At 69.9% G+C, this 26,379-nt stretch carries 11 protein-coding genes; 9 read left to right on the forward strand and 2 right to left on the reverse strand.

From position 1 onward, the window contains the following. Window positions 1-10 precede the first annotated feature (10 nt). The 6 genes from CVV72_RS05765 to CVV72_RS05790 all read left to right on the forward strand — a co-directional run bounded on the left by CVV72_RS05765 (window position 11) and on the right by CVV72_RS05790 (window position 22,973). Complete coding sequence (locus CVV72_RS05765) at window positions 11-14,845, forward strand: non-ribosomal peptide synthase/polyketide synthase (protein ID WP_219151389.1); 14,835 nt, start codon at window positions 11-13, stop codon at window positions 14,843-14,845. Then, window positions 14,842-16,077 (forward strand): MFS transporter, encoded by a 1,236-nt coding sequence (locus tag CVV72_RS05770; protein ID WP_219151390.1) that lies wholly within the window; start codon window positions 14,842-14,844, stop codon window positions 16,075-16,077. The genes CVV72_RS05765 and CVV72_RS05770 overlap by 4 nt, the downstream gene beginning before the upstream one ends. A gap of 13 nt (window positions 16,078-16,090) precedes the next feature. After that, window positions 16,091-16,288 carry an MbtH family NRPS accessory protein gene (locus CVV72_RS05775; protein WP_219151391.1) on the forward strand — a complete coding sequence of 66 codons (198 nt, stop codon included), beginning with the start codon at window positions 16,091-16,093 and terminating at the stop codon, window positions 16,286-16,288. 97 nt (window positions 16,289-16,385) lie between these two features. Further along, entirely contained in the window at window positions 16,386-17,309 is a 924-nt protein-coding gene (locus CVV72_RS05780; protein ID WP_255632544.1) for a 1-phosphofructokinase family hexose kinase, read from the forward strand. Continuing rightward, the gene (gene surE / locus CVV72_RS05785) at window positions 17,294-18,049 is read left to right on the forward strand and encodes a 5'/3'-nucleotidase SurE (protein WP_255632545.1); all 756 of its coding nucleotides are present in this window, start codon (window positions 17,294-17,296) and stop codon (window positions 18,047-18,049) included. The genes CVV72_RS05780 and surE overlap by 16 nt, the downstream gene beginning before the upstream one ends. Window positions 18,050-18,335: 286 nt before the next feature. Then, window positions 18,336-22,973 carry a DUF11 domain-containing protein gene (locus tag CVV72_RS05790; RefSeq protein WP_255632754.1) on the forward strand — a complete coding sequence of 1,546 codons (4,638 nt, stop codon included), beginning with the start codon at window positions 18,336-18,338 and terminating at the stop codon, window positions 22,971-22,973. Between the two features lie 141 nt (window positions 22,974-23,114). On the opposite strand, the gene CVV72_RS05795 is transcribed toward CVV72_RS05790, so the two are convergent. Next, window positions 23,115-23,540: a hypothetical protein gene (locus tag CVV72_RS05795; RefSeq protein WP_219151393.1), complete on the reverse strand. Its 426-nt coding sequence runs from the start codon at window positions 23,538-23,540 to the stop codon at window positions 23,115-23,117. Between the two features lie 104 nt (window positions 23,541-23,644). Here CVV72_RS05795 and CVV72_RS05800 point away from each other — a divergent pair, with 104 nt between their 5' ends. Continuing rightward, entirely contained in the window at window positions 23,645-23,974 is a 330-nt protein-coding gene (locus CVV72_RS05800) for a hypothetical protein (RefSeq protein WP_219151394.1), read from the forward strand. 284 nt (window positions 23,975-24,258) lie between these two features. After that, window positions 24,259-24,978: a hypothetical protein gene (locus tag CVV72_RS05805; RefSeq protein WP_219151395.1), complete on the forward strand. Its 720-nt coding sequence runs from the start codon at window positions 24,259-24,261 to the stop codon at window positions 24,976-24,978. 513 nt (window positions 24,979-25,491) lie between these two features. On the opposite strand, the gene CVV72_RS05810 is transcribed toward CVV72_RS05805, so the two are convergent. Continuing rightward, window positions 25,492-26,202: a hypothetical protein gene (locus CVV72_RS05810; RefSeq protein ID WP_219151396.1), complete on the reverse strand. Its 711-nt coding sequence runs from the start codon at window positions 26,200-26,202 to the stop codon at window positions 25,492-25,494. Here CVV72_RS05810 and CVV72_RS05815 point away from each other — a divergent pair. After that, a complete protein-coding gene (locus CVV72_RS05815; RefSeq protein ID WP_219151397.1) occupies window positions 26,201-26,374 on the forward strand; it encodes a hypothetical protein in 174 nt (57 codons plus the stop codon). The genes CVV72_RS05810 and CVV72_RS05815 overlap by 2 nt on opposite strands. Window positions 26,375-26,379 lie beyond the last annotated feature (5 nt).

Raw genomic sequence — 26,379 nt, forward strand, 5'->3', positions numbered from 1 at the left:
GGACGCCACCATGACCTCGTCCCGACAGGACCGCATCGCGGCACTGCCCGCCCACCTGCGGGAGGTGCTGCGCGCGCGGATGGCGGGAACGGCCGGACCCGCGCCGGAGATCCCGGCCGCCGCCGACCGTTCCCGCCCGATCCCGCTCTCGGCCGCCCAGCGGCGGCTCTGGTTCCTCAGCAGGCTGCGGCCGGACGACCCCGAGTACAACAGCGCGTTCGCCCTGCGCCTGACCGGACCGCTCGACCGTGCCGCGCTGGCCACCGCGCTGCGGTTGCTGGTCGCTCGCCACGAGCCGTTGCGCACCACCTTCGAAGAGATCGACGGCGAGGGCTTCCAGATCGTCGGGCCACCCCACGAGGTCGCGATGCCCGTCGTGGACGTCAGGCCCGGCGAGCTCGACGACGTCCTGCGCGCCGAGTACACCCGGCCGTTCGATCTGCACCGCGGGCCACTGCTGCGCGCCGTGCTACTGCGGCTCACCGGCACCGAGCACGTGCTGCTGGTGTGCGTGCACCACATCGTCACCGACGGCGCGTCGATGGGCGTGCTGACCGAGGAACTCGGCCTGCTCTACCGCGACGGCGAACGCGCCCGGTTGCCCGCGCAGCCGGTGCAGTATGCGGACTTCGCCGTATGGCAACGAAACCGGTCGCTTCGGGGAGCGGGTCTCGACTACTGGAAGTCGCACCTCGACGGCGTCGTCCCGCTGGAGCTGCCCACCGACCGGCCCCGGCCGCCCGTCCGGAGCACCGACGGCGCGACACGGGAGTTCACCGTGCCCGCGGAGGTCGCAGGCCGCCTCGCGGAGCTGGCGCGCTCGTCGGAGACGACGCTGTTCACGGTGCTCGTCGCCGCGTGCCAAACGCTGTTCGCCCGTTACACCGGACAGGAGGACATCGCGCTCGGCACGGTCGTGCGGGGCCGTGAGCGGCCGGAACTCGAACGAGTCGTCGGCTTCTTCGTCAACACCGTCGTCCTGCGCTCGACCGTCGACCGGTCCTCGTCCTTCACCGAGCACCTGGCTCACGCCCGCCGGACCGTGCTGGACGCCTTCGCCCACGACGACGTGCCGTTCGACGCGGTCGTGGACGCCGTGCGGGCGGATCGTGACGCCGGCCGGAACCCGCTGTTCGACGTCATGGTGCTGCTGCACTCCGCTTCCGGTGACGGTCCCGAGTTCCCCGGCCTGGCCGTGGAACCGGCGGACGTCGCGCGGGACGCGGCGAACTTCGACCTCTCGATCGAGTTCGAGGAATCCGGCGGCAGGCTGGCCGGGCTCGTCGAATACAGCACCGAACTGTTCGACGCCACCACGATCGACGGCCTGATCGGGCACCTGCTGCGGCTGCTGGCCGGAATCGCCGCCGACCCCGGGCGCCGGATCGCTGATCTGCCGCTGATCGGCGACGCCGAAGAACGCCGCCTGCTGTCCTGGGGGAGCAACGGGCTGGAGGTCCCGGCGACGACCATCGTCGACCTGCTGGACCACCAGGCGAAGACCCGGCCGGACGAGACGGCGCTCGTCTGCGGCGGCACCCGGCTGACCTTCGCCGAACTCGTCGCCCGCGCCGACGGCCTCGCCGCGGAACTGGCCGCGCGCGGCGCCGGCCCGGACCGGGTGGTCGCGGTGGTGCTGCCGCGTTCGGCCGACGCGATCGTCGCGTTGTTCGCCGTGCTCAAAGCGGGTGCCGTGCACCAGTCGGTCGACCCCGGCCTGCCACCCGAGCGGATCCGGACGCTGCTGGCCGACACCCGGCCGGTCGTGGTCCTCGACGACACCTTCGCGGTCACCACCGACCGGCCGCGACCGGCTCCGCCGCAACCGTCGGACGCGGCCTACGTCATCCACACCTCGGGTTCGACAGGCACGCCGAAGGGTGTCGTCGTCGGTCACGCGGCCCTGGTCAATCTCCTCGTCAACCATCGCGCCGTGTTCGGCCGCGACCGGATGCGTGTCGCGCTGACCGCGACCCTCTCGTTCGACACGTCGTGGGAAGGCCCTCTCCTGCTGGCGGACGGCCACGAACTGCATGTCGTCACCGAAGAGACCCGGCTCGATCCGGACGGGCTGACCCGCTACGTGCGGGAGGAGCACGTCGACTTCCTCGACGTCACACCGTCCTACCTGCGGCAGCTGCTGCCCGCCGGGCTGCTCGACGGAGCGCACCGGCCGAGGTTCCTCATGGTCGGCGGCGAGGCCCTCGACGGTGACCTCTGGCGTGAACTCGCCGCATCCGGAACGGAGGCGCACAACTACTACGGGCCCACCGAGTCCACTGTGGACGCCACGTGCGCGCCGGTCACCGGTGACCGGCCGGTGATCGGCAGGCCGCTCGGCAACGTGACCGCCTACGTCCTGGACGAGGGGTCGCGGCTCGTACCCGCCGGGGTTCCCGGCGAACTGTGCCTCGCCGGCGCCCAGCTCGCCCGCGGCTACCTCGGCCGCCCGGGGCTGACCGCGGACCGCTTCACCGCCGACCCGTTCGGCCCGCCCGGCGCCCGGCTCTACCGCACCGGCGACCGTGCCCGCTGGACCGCCGACGGGCGGCTGGAACATCTCGGCCGCCTCGACGAGCAGCTCAAGATCCGCGGTTTCCGGATCGAGCCCGGCGAGGTCGAGGCGGCGCTGCGCGCCCAGCCCTCGATCACGGACGCCGCCGTGGACGCACGGGACGGCAAGCTGGTCGCCTACGTCGTCGGCGACGCCGACCTCGCCCGGCTTCGGACCGAGTTGCACCGCGTCCTTCCCGGCCATCTCGTCCCGTCGGCGTTCGTCGGCCTGGACCGGCTGCCGCAGACCAGGCACGGAAAACTGGACCGGCGGTCCCTGCCGGACCCCGGCCACACCACCTCGACGCCGTACGTCGCTCCCCGGAACGACCGTGAGCGGCTGGTGACCGCCATCTGGTCCGACGTCCTCGGGGTCGAACGCGTCGGTGTCGACGACGACTTCTTCGAACTCGGCGGCGACTCCCTCCTCGGCATCCGCGTCCTCGCGCGGCTTCGGGACGCGCTCGGTGCCGAGGTGCCCGCGCGGCTCGTCTTCACCGCGCCCACTCCGGCGCGCCTCGCCCTGCGGTTGCCCGAGAGCACCGAGCCGCAGGCGGCGATTCCGGTGCTGCCCAGGGACGGCGGCCGGTTCGAGGCGCCGCTTTCCTTCGCGCAGCAGCGGTTGTGGTTCCTCGACGAATTCGAACCGGGCAGCGCCGAATACGTGTCGCCGACGGCCTTGAGGCTGCGCGGTGAGCTGGACACGGGCGCGCTGAACCGCGCGCTGACCGCACTGGTGGCCCGGCACGAGTCCCTCCGCACGACTTTCGCGACCGTCGATGGCCGCGGCGTCCAGGTGATCCACCCGCCCTACGCCGTCGACGTGCCCGTCACCGAAGGCGACTTGGACAGCGCGCTCGCCGCCGCGACCGGCCCCGTCGACCTGCACAGCGGGCCGTCCCTGCGGGTCGCGCTGACCCGGCTCGCGCCCGGCGACCACGTGCTCACCGTCGTGCTGCACCACATCGTCACCGACGGCTGGTCCTCCGGCGTGCTGCTGGCCGAGCTGGCGACGTGCTACAGCGCGTTCCGTCGTGACGAGGAGCCGGTTCTCGCGCCGCTGCCGGCGCAGTACGCGGACTACGCCGTCTGGCAGCGGGAACGGCTGCGAGGCACGGACTTCGACGCCCAGCTCAGCTTCTGGCGCAACCGCCTCGACGGCGTGCCCGCGCTCGACCTGCCCACCGACCGGCCCCGTCCGGCCGTGCGCACCAAGAACGGTGCCCTGCACGAATTCAGCGTGCCCGCCGGGACCACGGCGCGGCTCAAGGAGCTGTCGCGGCACCAGGGCGGCACCCTCTTCATGACGCTGCTCGCCGCGAGCAAACTCCTGTTCGCGCGCTGGTCCGGGCAGGACGACATCGCGGTCGGCACCGTCGTCTCCGGTCGTGAGCGGACCGACCTCGAAGGCATGATCGGGTTCTTCGTCAACACCCTCGTCCTACGGTCCACAGTGGACTTGAAGCTCGGGTTCGACGCCTTCCTCGACGACGTGCGGGACACCGTCCTGGACGCGTTCGCGCATCAGGACGTGCCTTTCGACCGGGTCGTCGACGACCTGCAGCCCGAGCGCGACACCAGCCGCACCCCGCTGTGCCAGGTGCTGGTGGTACTGCACAACACCCCGGACACCCGGCCGTCGATGGCGGGCTTGGACGTCGAAGAGCTGGCGCCGCCCGTCGTGACCGCCGGTTTCGACCTCACGATCCACTTCCAGGAGATCGGCGGCCGGCTCGACGCGCTCGTCAACTACAACACCGATCTGTTCGACCCCGCCACGATCGAACGGCTGACCGGCTGGCTTCGCCGCCTGCTCGACGGCATCGCGACGGCCCCGGAACTGCCGCTCGGACGGCAGCCCTGGATCAGCCCGGCCGAACGCGACCGGGTGCTGCTCGAGTGGAACGGCAAGGCGGACGCGGAACCTTCGCCCGTACTGCACGAACTGTTCGCCGAGCGCGCGGCGCGTACTCCGGACGCCGTCGCGGTTACGAGCGGGAGCACGGAGCTGACCTATGGCGAACTGGACCGGCGCGCCAACCGCCTCGCCCACCGGCTGATCGAAGAGGGGGCGGGGCCGGAACGGCTGGTGGCGTTACGGCTGCCGCGTTCGGCGGACCTCGTCGTCGCGGTGCTCGCCGTGCTGAAGACGGGCGCCGCGTACGTGCCGATCGACCCGGCGTATCCGGCGGCGCGGATCGAGGCGACGCTGGCCGACGCGCGTCCGGTGTCCGTCGTCGACTCCGTCGAGGCCGACGGCCGCCCGGACACCGCTCCGCGGGTGCGGGTCGAGCCGGACAACACCGCGTACGTCATCTACACCTCCGGCTCCACCGGTGTGCCCAAGGGCGTGCTGATCCCGCACGCCAACGTCACTCGCCTGTTCTCCTCGACCGCGGACTGGTTCGGCTTCGACGAGAACGACGTCTGGACGCTCTTCCACTCCTACGCCTTCGATTTCTCGGTCTGGGAACTGTGGGGCGCGCTGCTGCACGGCGGCAGGCTCGTGGTCGTCCCGCAGGACGCGGTCCGCGAACCGGAAGACTTCGTGGCGTTGCTAGCCGAACAGCGGGTGACGGTCCTGAACCAGACCCCGTCGGCGTTCTACCGGCTGAGCACGCTGCCGGCTCCGGAGCTCGGCCTGCGATACGTGATCTTCGGTGGCGAAGCGCTGGATCCGGCACGACTGGCGGAGTGGTACCGGCGGCATCCGGACGGGCCGCGGCTGGTGAACATGTACGGCATCACCGAGACCACGGTGCACGTCACGTACCGGGCGCTGGAAGCGGACGGGACGGCCACCGTCGGGGCCCCGATCCCGGACCTGCGGACCTACGTGCTCGACGCCGATCTCGCTCCCGTCCCGCCCGGGGTGACCGGTGAGCTTTACGTCGCCGGCGCGGGCCTGGCTCGCGGCTATCTCGACCGACCCGGCCTCACCGCGTCGAGGTTCGTCGCGGACCCCTTCGGCGGATCCGGCACGCGGATGTACCGCACGGGCGATCTGCTGCGGTGGACCGGCGGCGGTGAGCTGGACTATCGCGGCCGGGCCGACCACCAGGTGAAGATCCGCGGTTTCCGTATCGAACCCGGTGAGATCGAAGCGGCGCTCGTCGCGCATCCCGACGTCGAGGCGGCCGCCGTCGTCGCCCACGGGACCGGTGACGCGCGGAGGCTCGTCGCCTACCTGACCGGACCCGTGCCGGGGACGACGGCGCTGCGGGAGTTCCTCGGCCGCTCCCTGCCCGCGCATCTGGTGCCCGCAGTGTTCGTCCCGCTGGAGCGGTTGCCGCTCAACGCCAACGGGAAGCTCGACACCCGTGCGCTGCCGGAGCCCGGTGCCCGGACCGAGAACCGGTACGTGGCCCCGCGCACCGACGTCGAGACCGTGCTGGCCGGGGTGTGGTCGGAGGTCCTCGGCGTCGACCGGGTCGGCGTCGAGGACAACTTCTTCGGTCTCGGGGGAGATTCGATCCTCAGCATCCAGGTCGTCGCGGCGGCCCGGCAGGCGGGGTTGACGCTGTCGTCGAAGGATCTGTTCCGCAACCAGACCATCGCCGAACTCGCGCATGTCGCCCGTACCGAAGCACCGACGGAGCAGGTCGAGGTGGACGACGCCGGACCGGCGCCGCTCGGCCCGATCCAGTCCTGGCTGTTCGAGCGGCTGGACGAGCCGTGGCGGCTGACCATGTCCGTGCACGTCGTCCTGTCCTCTGTGGACATGGCGAGACTGATCTCCGCGCTGAACCGGGTCGGCGAGCACCACGACGCGCTGCGCATGCGTTTCTCCCGCCCGGCCGGGAGGTGGGTGCAGGAACCTGCCCCGGCCGGTGCGGACGACCTCCTGAGGCAGGTTGATCTGTCCGAAGTGGACGATGTGTCCGCCGCCATGCACACCGAGGCGGTGCGGGCGCAGACGTCGCTCGACGTGACCGCCGGGCCGTTGTGGCGCGCGGTGCTGTTCACCTTCCGGGACCGGGCTCCGCAGCTGTTCCTCACCGCCCACCATCTCGTCATGGACGGGGTGTCGTGGCGGATCCTGCTGTCCGACCTCGAACGCGCGTATCGGGGAGAAATCCTGGCGCCGGTGCGAACATCGTTCACGTATTGGGCTCGTTCGCTGTGCGAATACGTGAATATGGGAAGACTCGACAAGGAAATCGGGTACTGGGAAACTGCGTTTCGCGGAGCTCGGACGGACCTTCCGGTAGACCGTCCGGGGCGCAACACCGTGAAGTCGGAGCGCGGTGTCTCGGTGTCACTTGGCCGGGCCGAGACCACCGCGCTCCTCCGCGACGTGCCCGGCGCGTACCGCACGGAGGTCAACGATGTGCTGGTGAGCGCGCTCGGCCGGGCGCTGGCCCACTGGACGGGCCGGTCCCGGGTCGTGATCGCCATGGAAGGCCACGGTCGCGAAGAGATCGCCGGCCCGCTGGACCTTTCGCGCACGATCGGCTGGTTCACCGCGCAGTACCCGCTCTCGCTCGCCGTGCCCGAAGGAGATTGGGGCGACGTCCTCAAATCCGTGAAGGAGCAACTGCGCGCGGTTCCGGCGAAAGGCGCGGGCTTCGGGGCTTTGCGCTACTCGAGCGGCGACGGAACACCGGGTTCCGCTTTACGGGCGGCCCCCGAACCGCGGATTTCCTTCAATTATCACGGCCGCTGGGACATGGGGAGTTCTACCGGCGGATGGATCCGGGGCAGAGGGGAAACCCTCGGGCACGACAGCGATCCGGAAAGCGTCCGTCCGTATCTGCTCGACGTCGTCGGCGTCGTCGAAGCCGGCGAATTGCATCTCACCTGGCAGTATTCCGACGAGGTGCACGACGAAGCCACCGTGCGCGGGATCGCCGAGGCCATGCTCGGCGCGTTGCGCGGGATCATCGCGCATTGTGCTGAAAGCGGTGGGCGCACGCCGTCGGACTTCCCGCTGGCCCGGCTCTCGCAGGCAGACGTCGACCGCCTCGCCGGCGACGGCCGCGATGTCGAGGACATCTACCCGCTCACGCCGTTGCAGGCGGGCATGCTGTTCCACAGCCTGGTCGACACCGGATCGACGGCCTACTTCGACCAGTTCCGGCTTCGGTTGGCGGGCGTGAGCCGGCCGGACGCGCTGGCCGAGGCCTGGCAGCGCGTGGTCGACCGCACGCCGATCCTGCGCAGCAGTATCGCCTGGGACGGCATCGAGGAGCCGGTCCAGCGGGTCCATCGCGAGGTCGTGGTCCCGGTGCGGCACCACGACTGGCGCGCGCTCACCCCGGACGCGCAGGACCGGGAACTGGAGGAACTGCTCGCCGGCGACGTGGCGGCGGGGATGGATCTGGCCGCGCCACCGTTGATGCGGCTGGCGATCGCCCGGCTCGCCGAGGACGAGGTGCAGCTGGTGTGGACCTCGCATCACGTCCTGCTGGACGGCTGGAGTACGGCCCAGGTCTTCGGTGAAGTGTGCGAGCAGTACGCGGCCATCGTGGAAGGCCGCCCCGCGCGACTGGTCCCGCGACGGCCGTTCCGCGACTATCCGGCCTGGCTCGCCGCGCAGGACCGCGCCGAGGCGGAGGCGCACTGGCGCGTCGTCCTGGACGGGTTCACCACCCCGACCCCGCTGCCTTTCGATCGGCGGCCTGCGGAAGCGCATCGGGCGGAGTCCGCGGAGGCGGTCCTGGTCGAACTTTCCCCGGAGGAGTCGGCGAAACTGCACCAGACGGCGAAGTCCGCCGCGCTCACGGTCAACACGATCGTGCAGGGCGCGTGGGCGTTGCTGCTCGCGCGCTACAGCGGGGAAACCGACGTCCTGTTCGGGACGACCGTGTCCGGCCGCCCGGAGGGGATGCCGGGTGTCGAGTCGATGATCGGCATGTTCATCAACACGGTCCCGGCGCGCGTGGAGGTCCGTGGCGGGGACCTCGCGCTCGACTGGCTGCGGGAAACCCAGGCGGCGCAGGCCGATGCGCGCCGCTACGACTTCCTCGCCCTGCCCGAACTGCAGGCGTTCACGGCCGTTCCCGCCGGTACGGCGCTGTTCGACAGCGTGGTGGTGTTCGAGAACTACCCGATCGAGGACAGCGGCCAGGCCGATGTGCGCGTGCTCGACGTCGAATCGCTCGACACGACGAACTTCCCGCTGAATCTCACCGCTTACCTGCACGACAAGCTCGGGCTCGAACTCTCCTACGACCCGCGGCTGTTCGACGCGGACACGGTCAGCCGTCTCGCGGATCAGCTCGCCGGTTTCGTCCGTGCCATCGTCGCGGACCCGCGGTGCCGCCTTGACGCGCTGTCCCCGTTGTCGCCGTCCGAACGGCGCGAGCTGCTGTCAGCGGGCAGAGGTCCGCTGATCGACGTGCCGTCCGGCACGGTGCTGGACGCCTTCGAGGCGACGGTCGCCCGGGTGCCGCACGAAACCGCGCTGGTCTTCCGTGACACAGTGCTGGACTTCGCCGAGGTCGACGCCCGCGCCGCGCGGCTGGCAGGACACCTGGCCGCCCGGGGTGCGGGTCCGGAGACGGTGGTCGCCGTCGTGCTTCCCCGTTCGGCCGAAGCCGTCATCGCGATCCTCGCGATCTTCAAGGCGGGCGCGACCTACTTGCCGATCGACGCCGGCCTTCCGGAGGACCGGAAACGGTTCCTGCTTCAGGACGCGCGGCCGGTCGTCGTGCTGGACGGGACGGACCCGGGTCCCGCGACCTCGGCCGCGACAAGGGCGAGCGCGGACACCGCGGCGTACGTCATCTACACCTCCGGCTCGACGGGGACGCCGAAGGGTGTCGTCATCGACCACCGCGGCTTGATGAACTTGCTCGCCGCGCACCGCCGCGTCTTCCTCACCGAGGAGCGCCGCAGGGTGGCGCTCACCGCGTCGTCGTCGTTCGACACGTCCTGGGAAGCGCTTCTCGCCATGGTCGACGGGCACGAGCTGCACGTGCTCGACGACGACACCCGGCTCGATCCGCACGCCGCCGTCGGCTACGTCCGCGACCACCGGATCGATCTGATGGACCTGACTCCGACGTATCTCCAGCAGCTGCTGGAGGCCGGATTGCTGAGCGGGGAACACCGGCCCGGCACGGTCCTCGTCGGCGGTGAGGCGACCGGCGAGCGACTGTGGCGCGAGCTGGTCGCGTCCGGTGTCACCGCGCACAACTACTACGGCCCCACCGAGGTGACGGTCGACTCCGTCCACACCCCGGTCGAGGGAGACCGGCCGCTGATCGGCCGCCCGCTGCCCAACCTGAGGGCCTACGTCCTGGACGCCACCGGGACGCCGGTCCCGGCCGGCATACCGGGGGAGTTGTTCCTCGCCGGTGTCCAGCTCGCCCGCGGTTATCTCGGCCGCCCGGGGTTGACCGCGGACCGCTTCATCGCCGATCCGTTCGGCCCGCCGGGCACTCGGATGTACCGGACCGGCGACCGGGTGCGCTGGACCACCGACGGACGGCTCGACTACCTCGGCCGCGTGGACGACCAGGTCAAGATCCGCGGGTTCCGGGTCGAACCCGGTGAGGTGGAGGCCGTGCTGCGGCAGCATCCGGCGGTCACCGACACCACGGTCGCCGCCCGCGACGGACGCCTCGTCGCGTACGTCGTCGGCGACACCCGGGAACTGCGGGACTGGCTGCGGGACCGCCTGCCCGGCCACCTCGTCCCGTCGGCGTTCGTCGCGCTCGACGCCCTTCCCCTGACCCGTAACGGCAAGGTCGACAAGCGAGCGCTGCCGTCGCCCGGTCGCGACGCCGCGGCCGAGTACGTGGCACCGCGGACCGAGACCGAACGCCGTGTCGCCGTCATCTGGGCGGAGGTCTTGAAGCTCGACCGGATCGGTGCGACGGACAACTTCTTCGAACTCGGTGGCGACTCGATCCTCAGTATGCGGATCACGTCGCGGGTGCGAACGGAACTGGGCACCGACGTCTCGCCGCGCGCGTTGTTCACCGCACCGACCCTCGGCCGGTTCGCCGCGGCGCTGCCGGACCGCGGGGCCGGAGCGCGGCCGATCCCGGTCGTCGCCCGCGACGGTGCCTTGTCGTTGTCCTTCGCCCAGCAGCGGTTGTGGTTCCTCGACGAGTTCGAGCCCGGTGGGGCCGGATACCTGTCGCCCACGGCGTTGCTGCTCCGCGGGGAACTCGACGTCGCCGCCCTCAAACAGGCGTTGGATCTCTTGGTGGCGCGCCACGAATCGCTGCGCACCACGTTCGACGCGATCGACGGCCGCGGCGTCCAGGTCGTGCACGAGCCGTATGGCGTCGACCTCCCGGTCGAGGAGTTCGACGAAGACGTGCTGGCACGGGAAGCGTCGCGCCCGTTCGACCTGCGCACCGGGCCGCTCCTGCGGGCACGGATCTTCCGGCGCACGTCCCAAGAGCACGTCCTGCTGCTGGCGCTGCACCACATCGTCACCGACGGCTGGTCGGCGGGTGTGCTGGCCGCCGAACTCGACGAGGTCTACACCGCCCTCGTCCGCGGTGAAGACCCGGAACTGCCCGAGCTTCCCGTGCAGTACGCGGACTTCGCGTCCTGGCAACGGGAACTCCTCGACGGGCCCGAACTCGCCGGCCAGCTGGACCACTGGCGGGAGCGTCTCGCCGGACTGGAACCCCTCGAGCTGCCCACCGACCGGCCACGCCCTGCGGTGCGCACGACGGAGGGCGAATGGAGGGGGTTCGAGCTTCCCGCCGACGTCGTCGCGAAGCTCCGGGAGCTGGCCACCGCCCAGGACGGCACTCTGTTCATGACCTTGGTGGCCGCCTGCCAGGTCCTGCTGGCCGGGTGGGCGGGCCAGCGGGACGTCGCCGTCGGCACGGTGACCGCCGGGCGGGAACGCGCCGAACTGCAACGCCTCGTCGGGTTCTTCGTCAACACCCTGACCCTGCGGTCCACTGTGGACATCACCCGTTCGTTCCGTGACTTCCTGACGCAGGTGCGGTCCGTGGTGCTCGACGCCTTCGACCATCAGGACATCCCGTTCGAGCGCGTGGTGGACGCCGTGCAACCGGTCCGCGACCCGAGCCGGACCCCGCTGTTCCAGGCCATGGTGGTGCTGCAGAACACCGGTGACCGGCCCGGATCCGGCACGCTCGTCGCGGGGGAGGTCGCGCTGCCCGCGGTGTCGGCCCCCTTCGACCTCCTCGTGCAGTTCGAGCAGGACGGCGACACGGTGCACGGGGCGATCAACTACAACACCGGACTGTTCGACGCGGAGACCATCGACCGGCTGATCGCACGGCTGGGGGCGCTCCTGACCGCGCTCGCCGCCGAGCCGGACCGGCCGATGGCGGCTCTGCCGTCCTTGCCGCGGAGCGAACTCGACCGATTGCGAACCTGGAACGAAACCGCGCGCGAGATCCCGGCCGCATCCCTCGCCGAACTCGTCGAAGCACAGACCCGCCGGACCCCCACCGCGCCCGCGCTGGTGTCCGACGCCGGTTCACTGACCTTCGCCGAACTGAACGCGCGGGCGAACCGGCTGGCTCGGTCCCTCGCCGAGCGGGGCGCGGGGCCCGAGCGGATCGTGGCCGTCCGGCTGCCGCGATCGGTGGCGCTCGTGGTCACCGAACTGGCCGTCGCCAAGACCGGTGCCGCGTTCCTGCCCGTGGATCCCGGCTATCCTGCCGAACGGATCGAGTTCATGCTGCGGGACGCCGACCCCGTCCTGGTGGTAGACGGTGAACTCGACGCGGCCGGATACGACGACACCGACTTCGGTGTCCGGGCCGACCCGGCACAGCCCGCGTACGTGATCTACACGTCCGGCTCGACCGGGCGGCCCAAGGGGGTCGTCGTGACCCATGCCGGGCTCGCGTCGTTCTCGGCCGCCGAGATCGAGCATGGCGAGGTGCGGCCGGGTGATCGTGTGCTCGCCTTCAGCTCGCCGAGCTTCGACGCCTCGATCCTGGAACTGTGCCTGTCCCTGCCCGCCGGCGCCGCGCTCGTCTTCCCGCCCGAGGGGCCGCTGCTCGGCACCCACCTCGCCGACGTCCTGCGACGGCGCCGCATTACCCACGCGCTGATCCCGCCGATCGCGCTGGCCACCGTGCCCGAGGTGGAGCTGCCCGATCTCCGCACGGTGATCGTCGGCGGGGACACCTGCCCGGCGGCGCTGGTGGACCGGTGGGCGCCCGGACGGCGGATGATCAACGCGTACGGGCCCACGGAGTCCACTGTGGTCACTTCGTGGAGCGAGCCGCTGACCCCGGGGGGCCCACCGCCGATCGGTACCCCGATCCCGAACACCGAGGTCCACGTCCTGGACGCCGCGCTGCGGCCGGTGCCGATCGGGACCACCGGCGAGCTGTTCGTCTCCGGCGCCGGGCTGGCCCGCGGCTATCTGCACCGTCCGGGACTGACCGCGGACCGGTTCGTGGCGAATCCCTTCGGTGACCGGGGAAGCCGGATGTACCGGACCGGCGATCTGGTCCGCTGGACGGCCCGGGGCGCACTGGAGTTCGCGGGCCGCGTGGACGAGCAGGTCAAGATCCGCGGTTTCCGGGTGGAACTCGGCGAGATCGAGACGGCGTTGCGCCGTCATCCCGACGTGCGGGACGCGGTGGTGGTCGCTCGTGAGATCGGTGGCCACAAACGGCTTGTCGCCTACGTCGTCGGCGAGGTGGCGGAGCCGCGGGTCTTCCTCGGCGAGACGTTGCCCGACTACCTCGTGCCGTCGATCTTCGTCCCGGTGGACGCGATCCCGATCACGGCCAACGGCAAGGTCGACCGCGCGGCGCTGCCGGCTCCGGACCCGTCCTCGGTGCGGAGCGCGGGCCATGTGGAGCCGCGCACCGAGACGGAAGCGGTGCTCGCGGACCTGTGGGCCGAAGTCCTCGGCCTGGGCCGGGTCAGTGCCACGGACAACTTCTTCGATCTCGGCGGCGACTCGATCCTCAGCATCCAGGTCGTCCACCGTGCCCGGCAGGCCGGGCTGGCGATGCGGTCGAAGGACCTGTTCACCCACCAGACGGTCGGCGAGCTGGCGACGGTGGTGAAACCGGTGGACACCGCCGACGCGGACCGCGAGGCCGCCGTCGGAGACGTTCCGCTGACTCCGATCCAGCGGTGGTTCTTCGCCTCCGAACCGGCCAATCCGGCGCATTTCAACCAGTCGGTGCTCGTCGAACTCGCCGGACCGGTGGAGGAGGAGTCGCTGCGGCTCGCGCTCGACGCCGTCATCACCCAGCACGACGCGCTGCGTCTGCGCTTCGAGCGGACCGAGGCGGGGTGGACGCAGTACAACGAACCGCCGGAGCCGAGGCCGGTGCTGAAGAAGGTGCCCGCGGCCGACTTGGCGGACGAGGCCGAAGACGCGCAGGCCGGTTTCGACCTGGCACGGCCGCCGCATCTGCGCGCGGTGCTGACGGAACCGGACGGCGCGGAGAATCCCCGGCTGCTGCTCGCCGCGCACCATCTGGTCGTCGACGCGGTGTCGTGGGGCATCCTGCTCGAAGACCTCGAACGCGCGTACCGGCAGATCGAAGCCGGTGAGAAGACCGACCTCGGCACCAAGACGACGTCCTTCCGCGAGTGGGCGCACCGGCTGCGCGAGTACGTCGAAGCCGGCGGACTGGACGGTGAACACGGGCATTGGTCGCGGGAGCTTCCCGGTCGCACGATTCCGCGCGACCACACCGGAGTTCCGCCCGCGCCACCGGAATCGGTGACCGTGGAGGTCGGCGAGCGGGACACCGACGCCCTGCTGCACCTGGCCCCCGGCGCCTACCGGACCCGGATCAACGACGTCCTGCTGACCGCGCTGGCCAGGGCACTCACCCGCTGGACGGGCGAATCCGCCGTCGCGGTCGATCTGGAGGGCCACGGCCGCGAGGAGATCCTCGACGACGTCGACCTGTCCCGGACCGTCGGATGGTTCACCACGTTGTTCCCCGTCGGGCTCATGATCGACGACTCGGCGGGCTGGCGGAAACTCGTCAAGGCGACCCGGAAGCAGTTGCGTGCCCTGCCCGGCAACGGTTTCGGCTACGGCGCCCTGCGGTATTTCCGGTTCCCGGAACTCGGGGACACGGCTCCGGAGGTCGCGTTCAACTACCTGGGTCAAGGCGACCACGCGAGCGAGGGGAGCGGTTTCTACCGCCGGGCGCACGCGCCACTCGGGCGCGAACAAGACCCCGGGAACCGCCCGCCGCACGTGCTCGAAGTGGTCGGCGGGGTGCGGGACGGTCGTCTGGAGTTCTCCTGGTACTACCAGCCACACCTGAACACGCGGGCCACGGTGGCGGCCGTCGCCGCGGACTTCGCCGACGCCTTGCGCGCCATCGCGTCCGACTGCCGCGGTGACGAGACGTGAGCGGGCTGCGGAACCATCGCGACTACCGTCTCCTGTGGACCGGACAGGTCGTCTCCGAGGCCGGGTTCAGCACCACCATGATCGCCTTTCCTCTGGTGGTGCTGGCGATCACCGGCTCCGGTGTCCAATCAGGACTCGTGGTCGGCGCGGTGGCGATCGCCCAGCTGGTCGCCGGGCTGCCCGCCGGCGCGCTCGCGGACCGCTGGTCCCGCAAGCGGATCATGCTCGGTTGCGAGGCCGCGCAGGCGATCGCGGCCGCCGCGCTCGTGCTCACGCTGTGGTGGGACACGGCCGGAGTCGGTCTCCTGGTCGTCGTCGCGGTGGTGATGGGGGTCTGCCGCGCCTTGTTCGAGCCGGCGGAGGAGGCGAGCCTGCCGCTGCTGGTTCCGGCCGATCAGGTCCCGTCGGCGGTGTCGCTGAACGCCGCGCGAACGAGCGCCGGGCAGCTGTCGGGTACCGCGCTCGGCGGGTTCCTGTTCTCCTTCGGCCGGTTCGTGCCGTTCGTTTTCGACGTCGTGACCCACCTCTTCGCCTTTGTTTCGCTGCTTTTCGTCCGCCTCCCGGTCCGCCGGGCCACCGCGTCCCGGCCGCCCGCGCATCTGGGCAAGGAGATCGCGGAAGGACTGAAGTGGGTGTGGCGGCAACCTCGGCTACGTGTCACGACGTTCTGCGTGGTCGGTCTCAACCTGTTCTTCTCGGCCTACTACCTGGTGATCATCGTGCTCGCCGACGGCCGGGGCATGCCCTCCGGGGAGATCGGCGTCATGGCCGCGATGCTCGGCGGCGGCGGGGTGCTCGGTGCGCTGGCCGCGCCCGTCCTGTACCGCAGATTCAGCCCGTATGTGCTGATCGCCGGCGTGTTCTGGGCCTTGACCGTCCTGACACCGCTCGCGATCTTCGTGCACAGCGGATACCTCATGGGCCTGCTGTTCGCCGGAATCGCCTTCCTGCCGCCCGCCGCCAACACGGCCATCAGCACCTACCAGTTGCTCAACACACCCGACGAGTTACGCGGCCGTCTCGGCGGCGTGCTGGGAGTGACCGGTGGCCTGGCCGCCGCGCTCGGCCCCGCGCTGGGCGGCTGGCTGGTCGAGCTCCTGCCCGGCTCCACCGCGGTACTGGCGTGCGCGGGCGCCATCGCGGTCGTCACGCTGCTCACCACCTTCAACCGCACGCTGCGCGGGCTTTCCGTCACGCCCGAACCATCCGAAGTGGAAACCACCGCAAGTTAGGGAGAGAGAACCGATGGACGACGACACCACGTTCCAGGTCCTGATCAACGACGAAGAGCAGTACTCGCTTTGGCCCGCGGGCAAGGAGATCCCCGAGGGCTGGCGTCCCGACGGCAAGACGGGCACTCGTCAGGAGTGCATGGACCACGTGGACCAGGTCTGGACGGACATGCGTCCCCGAAGCCTGAGGGAGCGCATGGCGGCCGAATGACCGGTCGCGGTGCCCGGGGCGGTGACCGCACCGGGCACCGCACCGGCACTCCTCGGAGTCACGAGTGGAATCCGGCGAAATGGGTAAATAGACCGGTATGACTGAGGGTCGAGTGGCGGTGTTCGCGCCGTCTCCGCAGCTGACGGTGACGGTGGAGGAACTGGACGGGGCGCCGGACGTCCACGTGCACGCGGGCGGACAGGGGGTATGGCAATCACGGATGATCGACGCCCTCGGCGGGCAGGCGGTGTTGTGCTGCGCGCTCGGCGGGGAAACGGGACGGGTGTTGCGGCATCTGATCGGCGTGACCGCCGAGGTTCGTGAAGTCGCTGCCCGCAACGGCGCCTACGTGCACGATCGGCGTGACGGCCGTCGCGACGAGATGGTGAGAATGCCCGCCGACGCGTTGACCCGGCACGAACTCGACGATCTGTACGAGCTGACCCTGGTCCAGGCTTTGCGCGCGGACGTGGCGATCCTCAGCGGGCCGGACGAGGACGACGTGCCCGTGCCGCATTCGGTGTACGAGCGGCTCGCCCGCGATCTGGGCGGCCACGGCACTCCGGTCGTGGTGGACCTGTCCGGGGAGCGGCTCGCCTGTGCGCTCGCGGGTGAGCCGGCGGTGATCAAGGTCAGCCACGAGGAGATGGTCGAGGACGGGCTGGCCAATTCGGATTCGCTGACCGATCTCGCGGACGGTTGCCGCGAGCTGGCGTCGGGCAACGCGCGCGCCGTCGTCGTCTCCCGCGCGGCCGAGGAGACACTCGCTTACCTCGAAGGACGGCTGGTCCTGGTCGAGTCACCCGACCTGACCCCGGTCGACACGCGCGGCGGCGGAGACTCGATGACCGCGGGGCTCGCGGTCGGCCTGGCACAAGGCCGGTCACTGGAGGACGCGGTGAAGCTCGGGGCCGCGGCGGGCGCGATCAATGTGACCCGGCACGGTCTCGGTTCGGGGAGCGATGAGGCCGTGCGTGAACTCACCGGGCGAGTACGGTTGAAGCCGTGGGAGGCGTCCTGATGCGCGCCCTGATCACCAACGACGACGGCATCGACTCGCCGGGCCTGGCGGCGCTGGCCCGCGGTGCGGCGGACCACGGCTGGAACGTGGTGGTGGCCGCGCCCGCGGCGGAGGCGAGCGGAACCAGTGCGGGCCTGACCGGCGCCGGCGGCGAGGGCCGCGTCGCGGTCGAACGGCGGGAATTGCCCGGCCTGCCCGATGTCCCGGTGTTCGCCGTCTCCGCGCACCCCGGGCTGATCGCCTTGGCGGCCGCGCAGGGATCGTTCGGCGATCCACCGGAGATCGTCCTGTCCGGGGTGAACCACGGGGCCAACGTCGGCCGCGCGATCCTGCATTCGGGCACGGTCGGCGCGGCGCTGACCGCCTCGATCAACGGCGCCAGGGCTCTCGCGGTGTCTCTCGACGTGGGACTGGACCCCGGCCCGCGACCCCACTGGGACACCGCCGTCTCGGTCGCCGCGACGTTGTTCGACAAGCTCGCGGGACTGCCCGCCGGCACCGTCTTGAACCTCAACGTGCCCGATCGTGCCGAGGCGGGACCGGTGAAGCGCACCGGGCTGGCCGAATTCGGTGCGGTGCGCAGTCACGTCCAGAACGGCGAGGACGGCGCGTTCACCCTCACCGCCGTCACGGGCGAGGGCGAGCTGTCGCCGGGCAGCGACGCCCATCTGCTCGGTCAGGGCCACGCGACGGTGACCCCGCTGAAGTCGGTCGGCGAAGACAGCGCCTTGGACTGGTGATCGGGCACTTTGCTCGGGGTGGTCCAGCGTCCGTCCGCGCGATCCCGGCTTTGTCCATTCTGGACAACCTGGTGCCGCGCTCATCGAGGGCTTCGGCACCAGTGGTGAGTCGAACGAATTCGCAGCCGGGTTAACCCGGCAGGGCTGGTTCATTCCGCTGAGATTGACACGTTCAGGTGGTGCGCCGAAGCCTGAGTTGAGTGTCTCGCCCGACCTTGTAGCGTCGAGCTGAGTTGATCACCGGCGGGAGGCGTTCATGGTCGTCGGAAAAGTCTGGCGACGTGTTGTGACGCCGTTGACGCGCCGAATGGCGGTGTTCGGCACGATAGCCGCCGTCGCGCTGACCGCCCTCGTCGTGACGGGGACGGCGGAGGCGGCGACGTGGCCGGTGCAGGGGGAGAACGACCCCTCGACATTCGACTGCGATCACCTGTACTACAGCAACTTCCGGTCCGGCATGCAGTTCCGCACGGGAGCGTCGGGTGACGCGGAGATCCAGAACACGGTGATCAGCAAACGGGCAGGATCGGGGCCGCCCGACTACTGGTCGACGAACATGGCGTTGGGCAAGGACCCGGACACCGGCCGGGTCGCCGCCTTCTACTCCAGCTACACCACCGGGAATCTCACGCTCTACAAGCACGTTTCGGGGACGAACGTCGTCACCGACGAGATCGCCGGGGGAGAGACCCGCAAGCTCCCCGCCGGAGTGAACTGGGGCGGGCTCGGCGCCGACCCCGCCTCCGGGATGCTCTACGGCGCGCAGAACGGCGGGGCGCCGGTGCTGTTCGCGATGAATCTCGCCACCGGCGCGACGAAGACGTTTTCCCGCGGCTCCACGCTGAAGCCCGTCCCGGCGAACGATCCCGTGTTCGCCGGAGGATCGCTCGTCCCCGACCTGTTCGTCGATTCCTCCGGCGGCGTGTACTACGGGATCGTCTACGGCGGACAGAGCTACGTCTACCGCTTCGATCCGGACACCGGCGAGACCACCCAGGCGGTGAAGGTCACCGGTCCCGGATCGTCCAACGGCTTCAACAACTACGGCATGGCCTTCCTGAACGGCTCGATCTACCTCGGCTACTACGGCGGAGCGCTGTACAAGGTCGATCCGCGCACCGGCGTTTCCCAGCAGGTTCCCGGCGGCAACGCGCACACGAACCAGGTCGGCCGGATCACCTCCGAATCCGGAGGGTCCTGGCCCATCACCGACCTGGCCAGCTGTTCGATCGCCCCGGATCTGACCAAACGGCTCGTCGTCACCAAGAAGGCGGACAAGACCGACGCGAAACCGGGCGACAAGGTCACCTACACCGTCACCGTCGCCAACGAGGGAACGGCGGCCGCCACCGGGACGGTCGTCACCGACGATCTGTCCGGCGTGGTGGACGACGCCGCCTACAACGACGACGCCATGGCCCTCTCCGAGGGCGCCGAACTGACGAAACCCCGTTACGACGCCGGGGGAAAGCAACTGACCTGGACCGGTGACCTCGGCGCCGGTGCGACCGTGACGATCACCTATTCGGTGACGATCGCTTCGCCACCGGGTGGCGACAAGAAGCTCGACAACGTCGTGACGGTCCCGGACAGCAACTGTGCCGAAGGCGGTACGGACCCGGCCTGCGCCGCGAAGGTCGCCGTGGCGACGTTGAAGATCACCAAGAGCAGCACGCCGAAGAAGCCCATGCCCGGCCAGAAGGTCACTTATACCGTCGTGCTCACCAACGACGGCACGGCGGACTGGACGGACGCCACCGCCGTCGACGATCTGTCCGATGTGGTCGACGACGCGACGTACAACAAGGACGCCACCGCGACCTCCGGCGCCGTGGAGTACACCGAAACCGCCAGAACCCTGGGCTGGACCGGTGCCGTCGCCAAGGGCGGCACGGTCACGATCACCTATTCGGTGACCGTCGCGAACCCGCCGGGCGGGAACAAGCGGCTGACCAACGTCGTCGTCGGGCCGGACGGCTCCACCTGCCCCGAAGGATCCACGGACCCGGCCTGCGGCACCGACGAGCCGATCAGCGGCCTCGTGATCACGAAATCGGCCGCCCCGGACTCGGCCAAACCCGGCGACGTCGTGACCTACACCCTGACCGCGCGCACCCTCGACGGTTCGGCCGCCACCGGGGTGACGCTCACCGACGATCTGTCCGGCGTCGTCGACGACGCCACCTACAACGCCGACGCCGTCGCCACCGTCGACGGGCTGCCCACCCCTGCGCAACCCGGCTACGACAGCGCGTCGACGACGTTGACCTGGACCGGGGACATCCCCACCGGGAAAACGGTCACCATCACCTATTCGGTGAAGGTCGGCACCCCACCGGCCGGGGACAAGGTCCTGCGCAACGCGGTCACCGGCCCGGACGGATCCACCTGCCCTCCGGGCGGCTCGGACCCCGCCTGCGGCACGGTGACCCCGATCGGTGCCCTGGAGATCGAAAAGTTCGCGAGCCCGGCCTCGGCCATGCCCGGGGACAAGGTGACTTACACCGTGACGGTGCACAACGTCGGCCCGGCGGCGTACCCGGGCGGCACGTTCACCGATGACCTGACCGGCGTCCTCGACGACGCCACCTGGAACGGTGACGCCTCCGCCACCTCGGGCGTCACCACGTTCGACGGGCCGAGCCGGAAACTCACCTGGACCGGTGACGTCGCCGCCGGCGCCACGGTGACGGTCACCTACTCGGTCACCATCGGCAAACCGCCCGCCGGTGACCGGCGGTTGACCAACGTCGTCGTCGGGCCGGACGGCTCCACCTGCCCGGCCGGCGGCGGTGATCCCGACTGTGCGACCGAAACCCCGATCGGGGTGCTGGTGCTGGCCAAGACCGCGGCACCGGCGAGCGCGAAGCCGGGTGATGTCGTCACCTACACCGTGACCGCGAGCAACCCGGGAACCGGCGTCTACCGCGACGCCCGGTTCACCGACGATCTGAGCGGTGTCCTGGACGACGCGACCTACAACCGGGACGCACGGGCCACCGGCGGCACCGTCGAGTACACGGAGCCGAACCTGACCTGGACGGCGGACCTGCCGGCCGGTGCCACGGTGACCATCACCTATTCGGTGACCGTGAACAAACCACCCACCGGAGACCGGACGCTGCGCAACACGGTGACCGGCACCGACGACTCGACCTGCCCGCCGGGCTCGACGGATCCGGACTGCTCCGCCGTCACCCCGCTCGCATCCCTGCGGATCGCCAAAACCGCGGCACCGTCCGCTCCGCGGCCGGGCGAGCGGCTCAGCTACACGGTGCTCATTGAGAACACCGGGACCGCGGCTTACCCGGGAGCGCGGATCACCGACGACCTGACCGGGGTGCTCGACGACGCGACGTACAACGACGACGCGACGGCGACCGGCGGCACCACCGGCTACGAGGCCCCGGTGCTGACCTGGACCGGCGACGTCGCGGCCGGCGCCACGGTCACCATCACCTATTCGGTGACCGTGAACCGGCCGCCCGGAGGCGACAAGAAACTCACCAACGCCGTCACCGGCACACCGGACAGCACGTGCCCGCCGGACACGGCGGATCCGGACTGTGGAACGGTCACGCCGGTACCCGCGCTGAAGATCCGCAAGACGGCCACCCCCGACAAGGTCAAGCCCGGCGACACCGTGACCTACACCGTCACCGTCGAAAACGTCGGCGCGGCGACGGATCCCGCCGCGTCCTTCACCGACGACCTGACCGGGGTGGTGGACGACGCCACCTTCAACGGAGACGCGAAGGCGGACATCGGCACGGTGACCGTCACCGTCGTGAAGCCGACGCTGATCTGGACCGGCTCCCTGGCCCCCGGCGCCAAGGCCACCGTCACCTATTCGTTCGTGGTGACCAATGCGGGAGACAAACGCCTGGTCAACGTGGTCTCCGGCGCGGGATCGAACTGCGAAGAGGGCTCCGACGACCCCGACTGCCGCACCGAACTGCCGACACCCGCACTACGGATCACCAAGTCGGCCAGCCCGGCGGTGGCCGCACCGGGTGACAAGGTCACCTACACGGTGGTCGTGCGCAACACCGGTGAAGCGCCATACCCCGGCGCCTCGTTCACCGACGACCTGACCAAGGTTCTCGACGACGCGGCGTACAACGACGACGCCGTCGCCGACGTCGGCACCGTCGGCTATTCCTCGCCTCGGCTGACCTGGACGGGCACGGTCGCCCCCGGTGCGGCGGCGACCGTCACTTACTCGGTGACCGTGGCGAAACCCGTGCGGGGGAACCAATTCCTGGACAACGCCGTGTCGAGTGACGAGGGAACCAACTGCCCGCCGTCAGGGCAGGCGGATCCCGCCTGCTCCACCCGCACACCGGTGCTGTCGATGGTCATCGCCAAGACCGCGTCACCGTCGAGCGGAGTCGCTCGCGGCGGCAAGGTCGCCTACACGCTGTCGATCACCAACACCGGCACCGGTACCTACGACGACGCCGCGGTGACCGACGATCTGACCAGTGTCCTCAGTGGAGCGACGTACAACGGTGACGCGAAGGCGACGAGTGGATCGGTCGCCCTGGACGGAAAGCTGCTCCGGTGGCACGGCAAGCTCGCCGTCGGGCAGAAGGTGGTTGTGACGTACTCGGTCACGGCCGGTGCTGAAGAAGGGAAGCTGCGCAACGCGGTCACCTCGACCACGCCCGGCGCGAATTGCCTTACCCCGGCCGAACCCGGCTGCTCGACCGAAACCCCGGTCACCTCCGGCGAACCGCCGACACCGCCCGACGATCCCGGCCCACCTGGGGACAACGTCCCGCCTGAGCGCCCACCGGGCGGCGGGCCGCTTGCCGCCACCGGAACCCACGTCAGCGATCTGCTCGCGCTCGCGTTCGGTGCACTACTCGCCGGAGCCTGGATTCTGTGCCACGGCCGCCGCCGAGCCGGCCGGCGTCCGTAGCGGGCACGTCGGACTTGCTCGCTGGGGCACGACGTCGGGCTGCTTCTCGTGCGGCTGACGCCACCGGCCGCCCTTGTCGCGACTCCGTTACCAGCGACTCGACTGTAGTCGGAGCGGCGCATGACCCCGAATGGGCTCTGGTCAGTTCCGGTTGCGCCAGACGCGGTTGCGCGCTCGGGCCCGCTGGTCTGCTTTCGGGGTGTTCGACAGCCAGCACAGGCTCCCCTGAGGTGACCAATCGACTGCTTGGCAGTCGCGGATGACCCGCTCCACAGTGTCCTCGACGGACGACGTCCACGGCTCAAACCCCGTGTCACCGATGGCTCCCACGATCATCAGGCCTTCGCGGAGCAGGTATCCGAGCACGGTGGCGAAGAATCCCGCGAAGCGGTCGCTGTCCTCGGGGACGACCTGGATGGCGTTCCAGATCAGGGTGTCGACCGGGACCCAGTCGTCGAGAGCCCTGTCGAGCATCGGCGCCACGGCTCGTTCGATCTCGAACAGTTCCGGCGTGGGGGCCACGGCCAATTCGATCTCACGCAGTTCCCGCGCCCGCGGGTCATCCATCGAGGTGCACCCTCAATGCGTTCTTGCCGCTTGGGAAGATGTGGATTGTCTCGCCACCCGTCTTGGACGTCTGGCGCCACTGCATCGTCGTGCCGTCTTGCAGCGTGAACACGTCCGAAATCTTGTTCCCCGGCCCGGAAGTCGCTGCCACCTGCGGTCCAGCGGTCGAACAGTGTCCGCAGATCGGCGACGGTCGACACAGTTTCGACGCCGCTGTTCTCGCCTTGGGGCAGCGCGTCGAACGAAGCACGCCAACCTACGGCACCGTTTTTCGCCGCGAGTTCGGTCGCCTCGACCGCGCTTTTCGTGCTGCCGACCCCGGGAATGAAGTCCGTCACCGTGGACAGGACCGCCACGACGTCCGGGTTGAGCGAGCCCGACCGAGTCGGGTGACCGAAGGCCTCGTCGAAGTCGAACTTGATGCTTTCCAGTGACATCCCACCCACCGGCCGCCTCGGCGAGGAGCTGGACGGCGCTCTCGTTCAGCTGAGCCTCGGTCGGCGCGATACCGGCCGCGGTGGCTTCCAGCGCGGACACGTCGACGCGGGCGTCCAGCTCCGGAAATGCTTTGACCTGCGGAACCGCCGGAGGGGCAACGCGTGTTCGTCGGAGGCGACGAGATCATGGTCGTTTTCCCACGAGAAGTCGGCATGACAAGACGTTGGCAGGATGCGGACAGCGGCGCCGGAACCGCGTGCCGGAAGGCTAGCCTGCGCTCGTGGAGCGACAGGGGCAGCAGCAGTGGTTTCCGGATTTCCCGTCCCAGCCCGGTTACCCGGCGCCTTTGCCGGACCGGCGTCGCACGGGGATGATCGCCGGGATCACCGTCGGCGTGCTGGTGGTGATCGCCGGTCTGGTGGCCGGGCTGCTGGTGTTCCTGAACAGCAAGGACGACAGCGCTGCCTCATCTTGGCCTCTCATCGAGAGCAGTACGTCCCGAACTCCGCCGGCGCCCGGCTGGAAGACGCTGGAGCTCGGGCTGGGCGTGTTCGTCGAGGTGCCACCCACCTGGCAGCCGGTCGAGGGAACCTACATCTCGGACGCTCGAACCCGAGGCGCGCGGTACAAACAGGGCTACTGCGCAGCGAATCCGAAAGCCATCCTCGGCCAGCTCTACCTCGACCGGGCGCGGATCACCGATCCGATGGCGGCCGCGGCGGACGCGTTGATGTATCGGGGAACGCGGGCTTTCCGCAGCGGCGGTCAGGTGTCCTCCGGCCCTGTCGGACGCCGCCCGGACGGCGGGGCGCAGGTACAGGGCACGGTCATCCCGCACGCCAGGGACGACTGCGACCCGCCGTCGACCACCTACCGGGTGATCGCCTTGCCCACCGCGCAGGGGACGCTGCTGGTCGTGGTGTGGGGTGACCTGCAGATGCCGGACTCGCCTGCCGAAGAGGACCTCACCAGGATCGCGGACAGCGCGCGCCTCGGATGACCCGGCTCCGCCTAGCTTACGGCCGGGAACTGGCTTCTCCTTGTTGCCGGGAAGTCAATTCACTGAATCCGGGTCCAATTCACCCATGTGTTTGGCTTTCTTTTTTCCTTAGTCCAGGAGTCCCACTCGAGAAACCTGCCATCTGACATCTCCCAGTGTGACCGAAAGACTCCACATTTTTCCCAGACCCTTGCCGACGTAGGCGGCATCGGAAAGCTGTCTCCGCGGTGCGTGACGGCCCGGTGAGTTCGCGGTCGATGTCGAGTTCGCCGCGCAGCCACTTGGTGGTCAGGTCGAACAGTCCGCTGACGACGGCGAGGGCGGCCGGAGCGGGTGTTCCCAAGTGGGTGGAGCCGATGGTGGCCAAGCCGGATGGTGGTCGGCTACGGGAGAGCCCGGAATGGACGTATGAGTACAAGCTCGACGGAAGCGCGTGGGTACGTGAACTGGTCGCGGGTACACGCCTTTTCTTCTGTATGGCTGCTTGCAGTGCGGTGGACGACTTGGAGAGGCTCAAGGGTGACGTCCACGCTGGGGGTAGTCGGCATCATCCGAATCGGTGCTCGCGATCGCTTCCCTCGCCGGTTCTAGAGGGGGTGCGTCCGGGGCGGGCGTTGCCTCGTCGGTTCCGTAATCGCCGGGCGGCAGCGGGGTGCGTCGCGCGTGCCGTCGGTACGCGAGGGCTGCTGTGGCGACCGCGAGCGCGGCGTAGCCCACCATCCACCAGGTGAAGCCCGGTGGCGACCGGTGGCTGAACAGAGGGTCGATCAGGCTCGCGACCGGGAAGAGTGCGGGCGGTAAGAGCCAGCTGTCCTGGAAGCGCAGCTCCTCGTCGACGGCGATCGACGCGGTGTCATCGCCGCGGCCCTGGCGCCTGACGGTCCAGACGAGGATCGTCGTGCAGCAGAGCGCGGCCCAGCCGAGGATGACCAGCCATGTCCAGGCGAAGGTGCGCGACGAGGTGGTGAGGTACATGGTCACGGCCAGCGCGGCCCCACCGACGAAGGTGATCAGGAACGAGGCCAGATACCAGCCGCCGAGAACCCCTGCGGTGGACGGGCGCCGGTGCGGTGCCGGAAGGCCGCCCAGTTGCCGTTCCCGGTGGAGGATCGACGCCCATTGCCCGAGCGTGAGTGTGGCGACTATGAAGCAGGCGTACCGGCTTTCGGGCATCTCCACGCCTCGCACGCCGGGAAGTTCCTGCAGGTAGCTGTACGTGATCATGAGCGCGAAGCTGATGAATCCGGCGCTCATCAGCCAGAGGATCCTGGTCGTGCTTCCCTTCGTCTGCCGCGCGGCGATCCTGACCGTGAGTGGCCTGGACGGTATTCCGACCCGGATGCCGCGTTTGCTCAGCCACGCCTTGGTGTCGGCTATTTCAATCGCGGTCGGTTGACTCCC

Origin of the sequence: Amycolatopsis sp. TNS106 (assembly GCF_019330265.1) — a bacterium.
In the GTDB taxonomy this organism is placed as follows: Bacteria; Actinomycetota; Actinomycetes; order Mycobacteriales; family Pseudonocardiaceae; genus Amycolatopsis; species Amycolatopsis lurida.

Coding starts and splice junctions, on each gene's coding strand:
- CVV72_RS05765 (WP_219151389.1), top strand. CDS start 11: ATGACCTCGTCCCGACAGGACCGCATCGCGGCACTGCCCGCCCACCTG.
- CVV72_RS05775 (WP_219151391.1), top strand. CDS start 16,091: ATGGACGACGACACCACGTTCCAGGTCCTGATCAACGACGAAGAGCAG.
- CVV72_RS05780 (WP_255632544.1), top strand. CDS start 16,386: ATGACTGAGGGTCGAGTGGCGGTGTTCGCGCCGTCTCCGCAGCTGACG.
- CVV72_RS05795 (WP_219151393.1), bottom strand. CDS start 23,540: ATGGATGACCCGCGGGCGCGGGAACTGCGTGAGATCGAATTGGCCGTG.
- CVV72_RS05815 (WP_219151397.1), top strand. CDS start 26,201: ATGAGCGCGAAGCTGATGAATCCGGCGCTCATCAGCCAGAGGATCCTG.
- CVV72_RS05810 (WP_219151396.1), bottom strand. CDS start 26,202: ATGATCACGTACAGCTACCTGCAGGAACTTCCCGGCGTGCGAGGCGTG.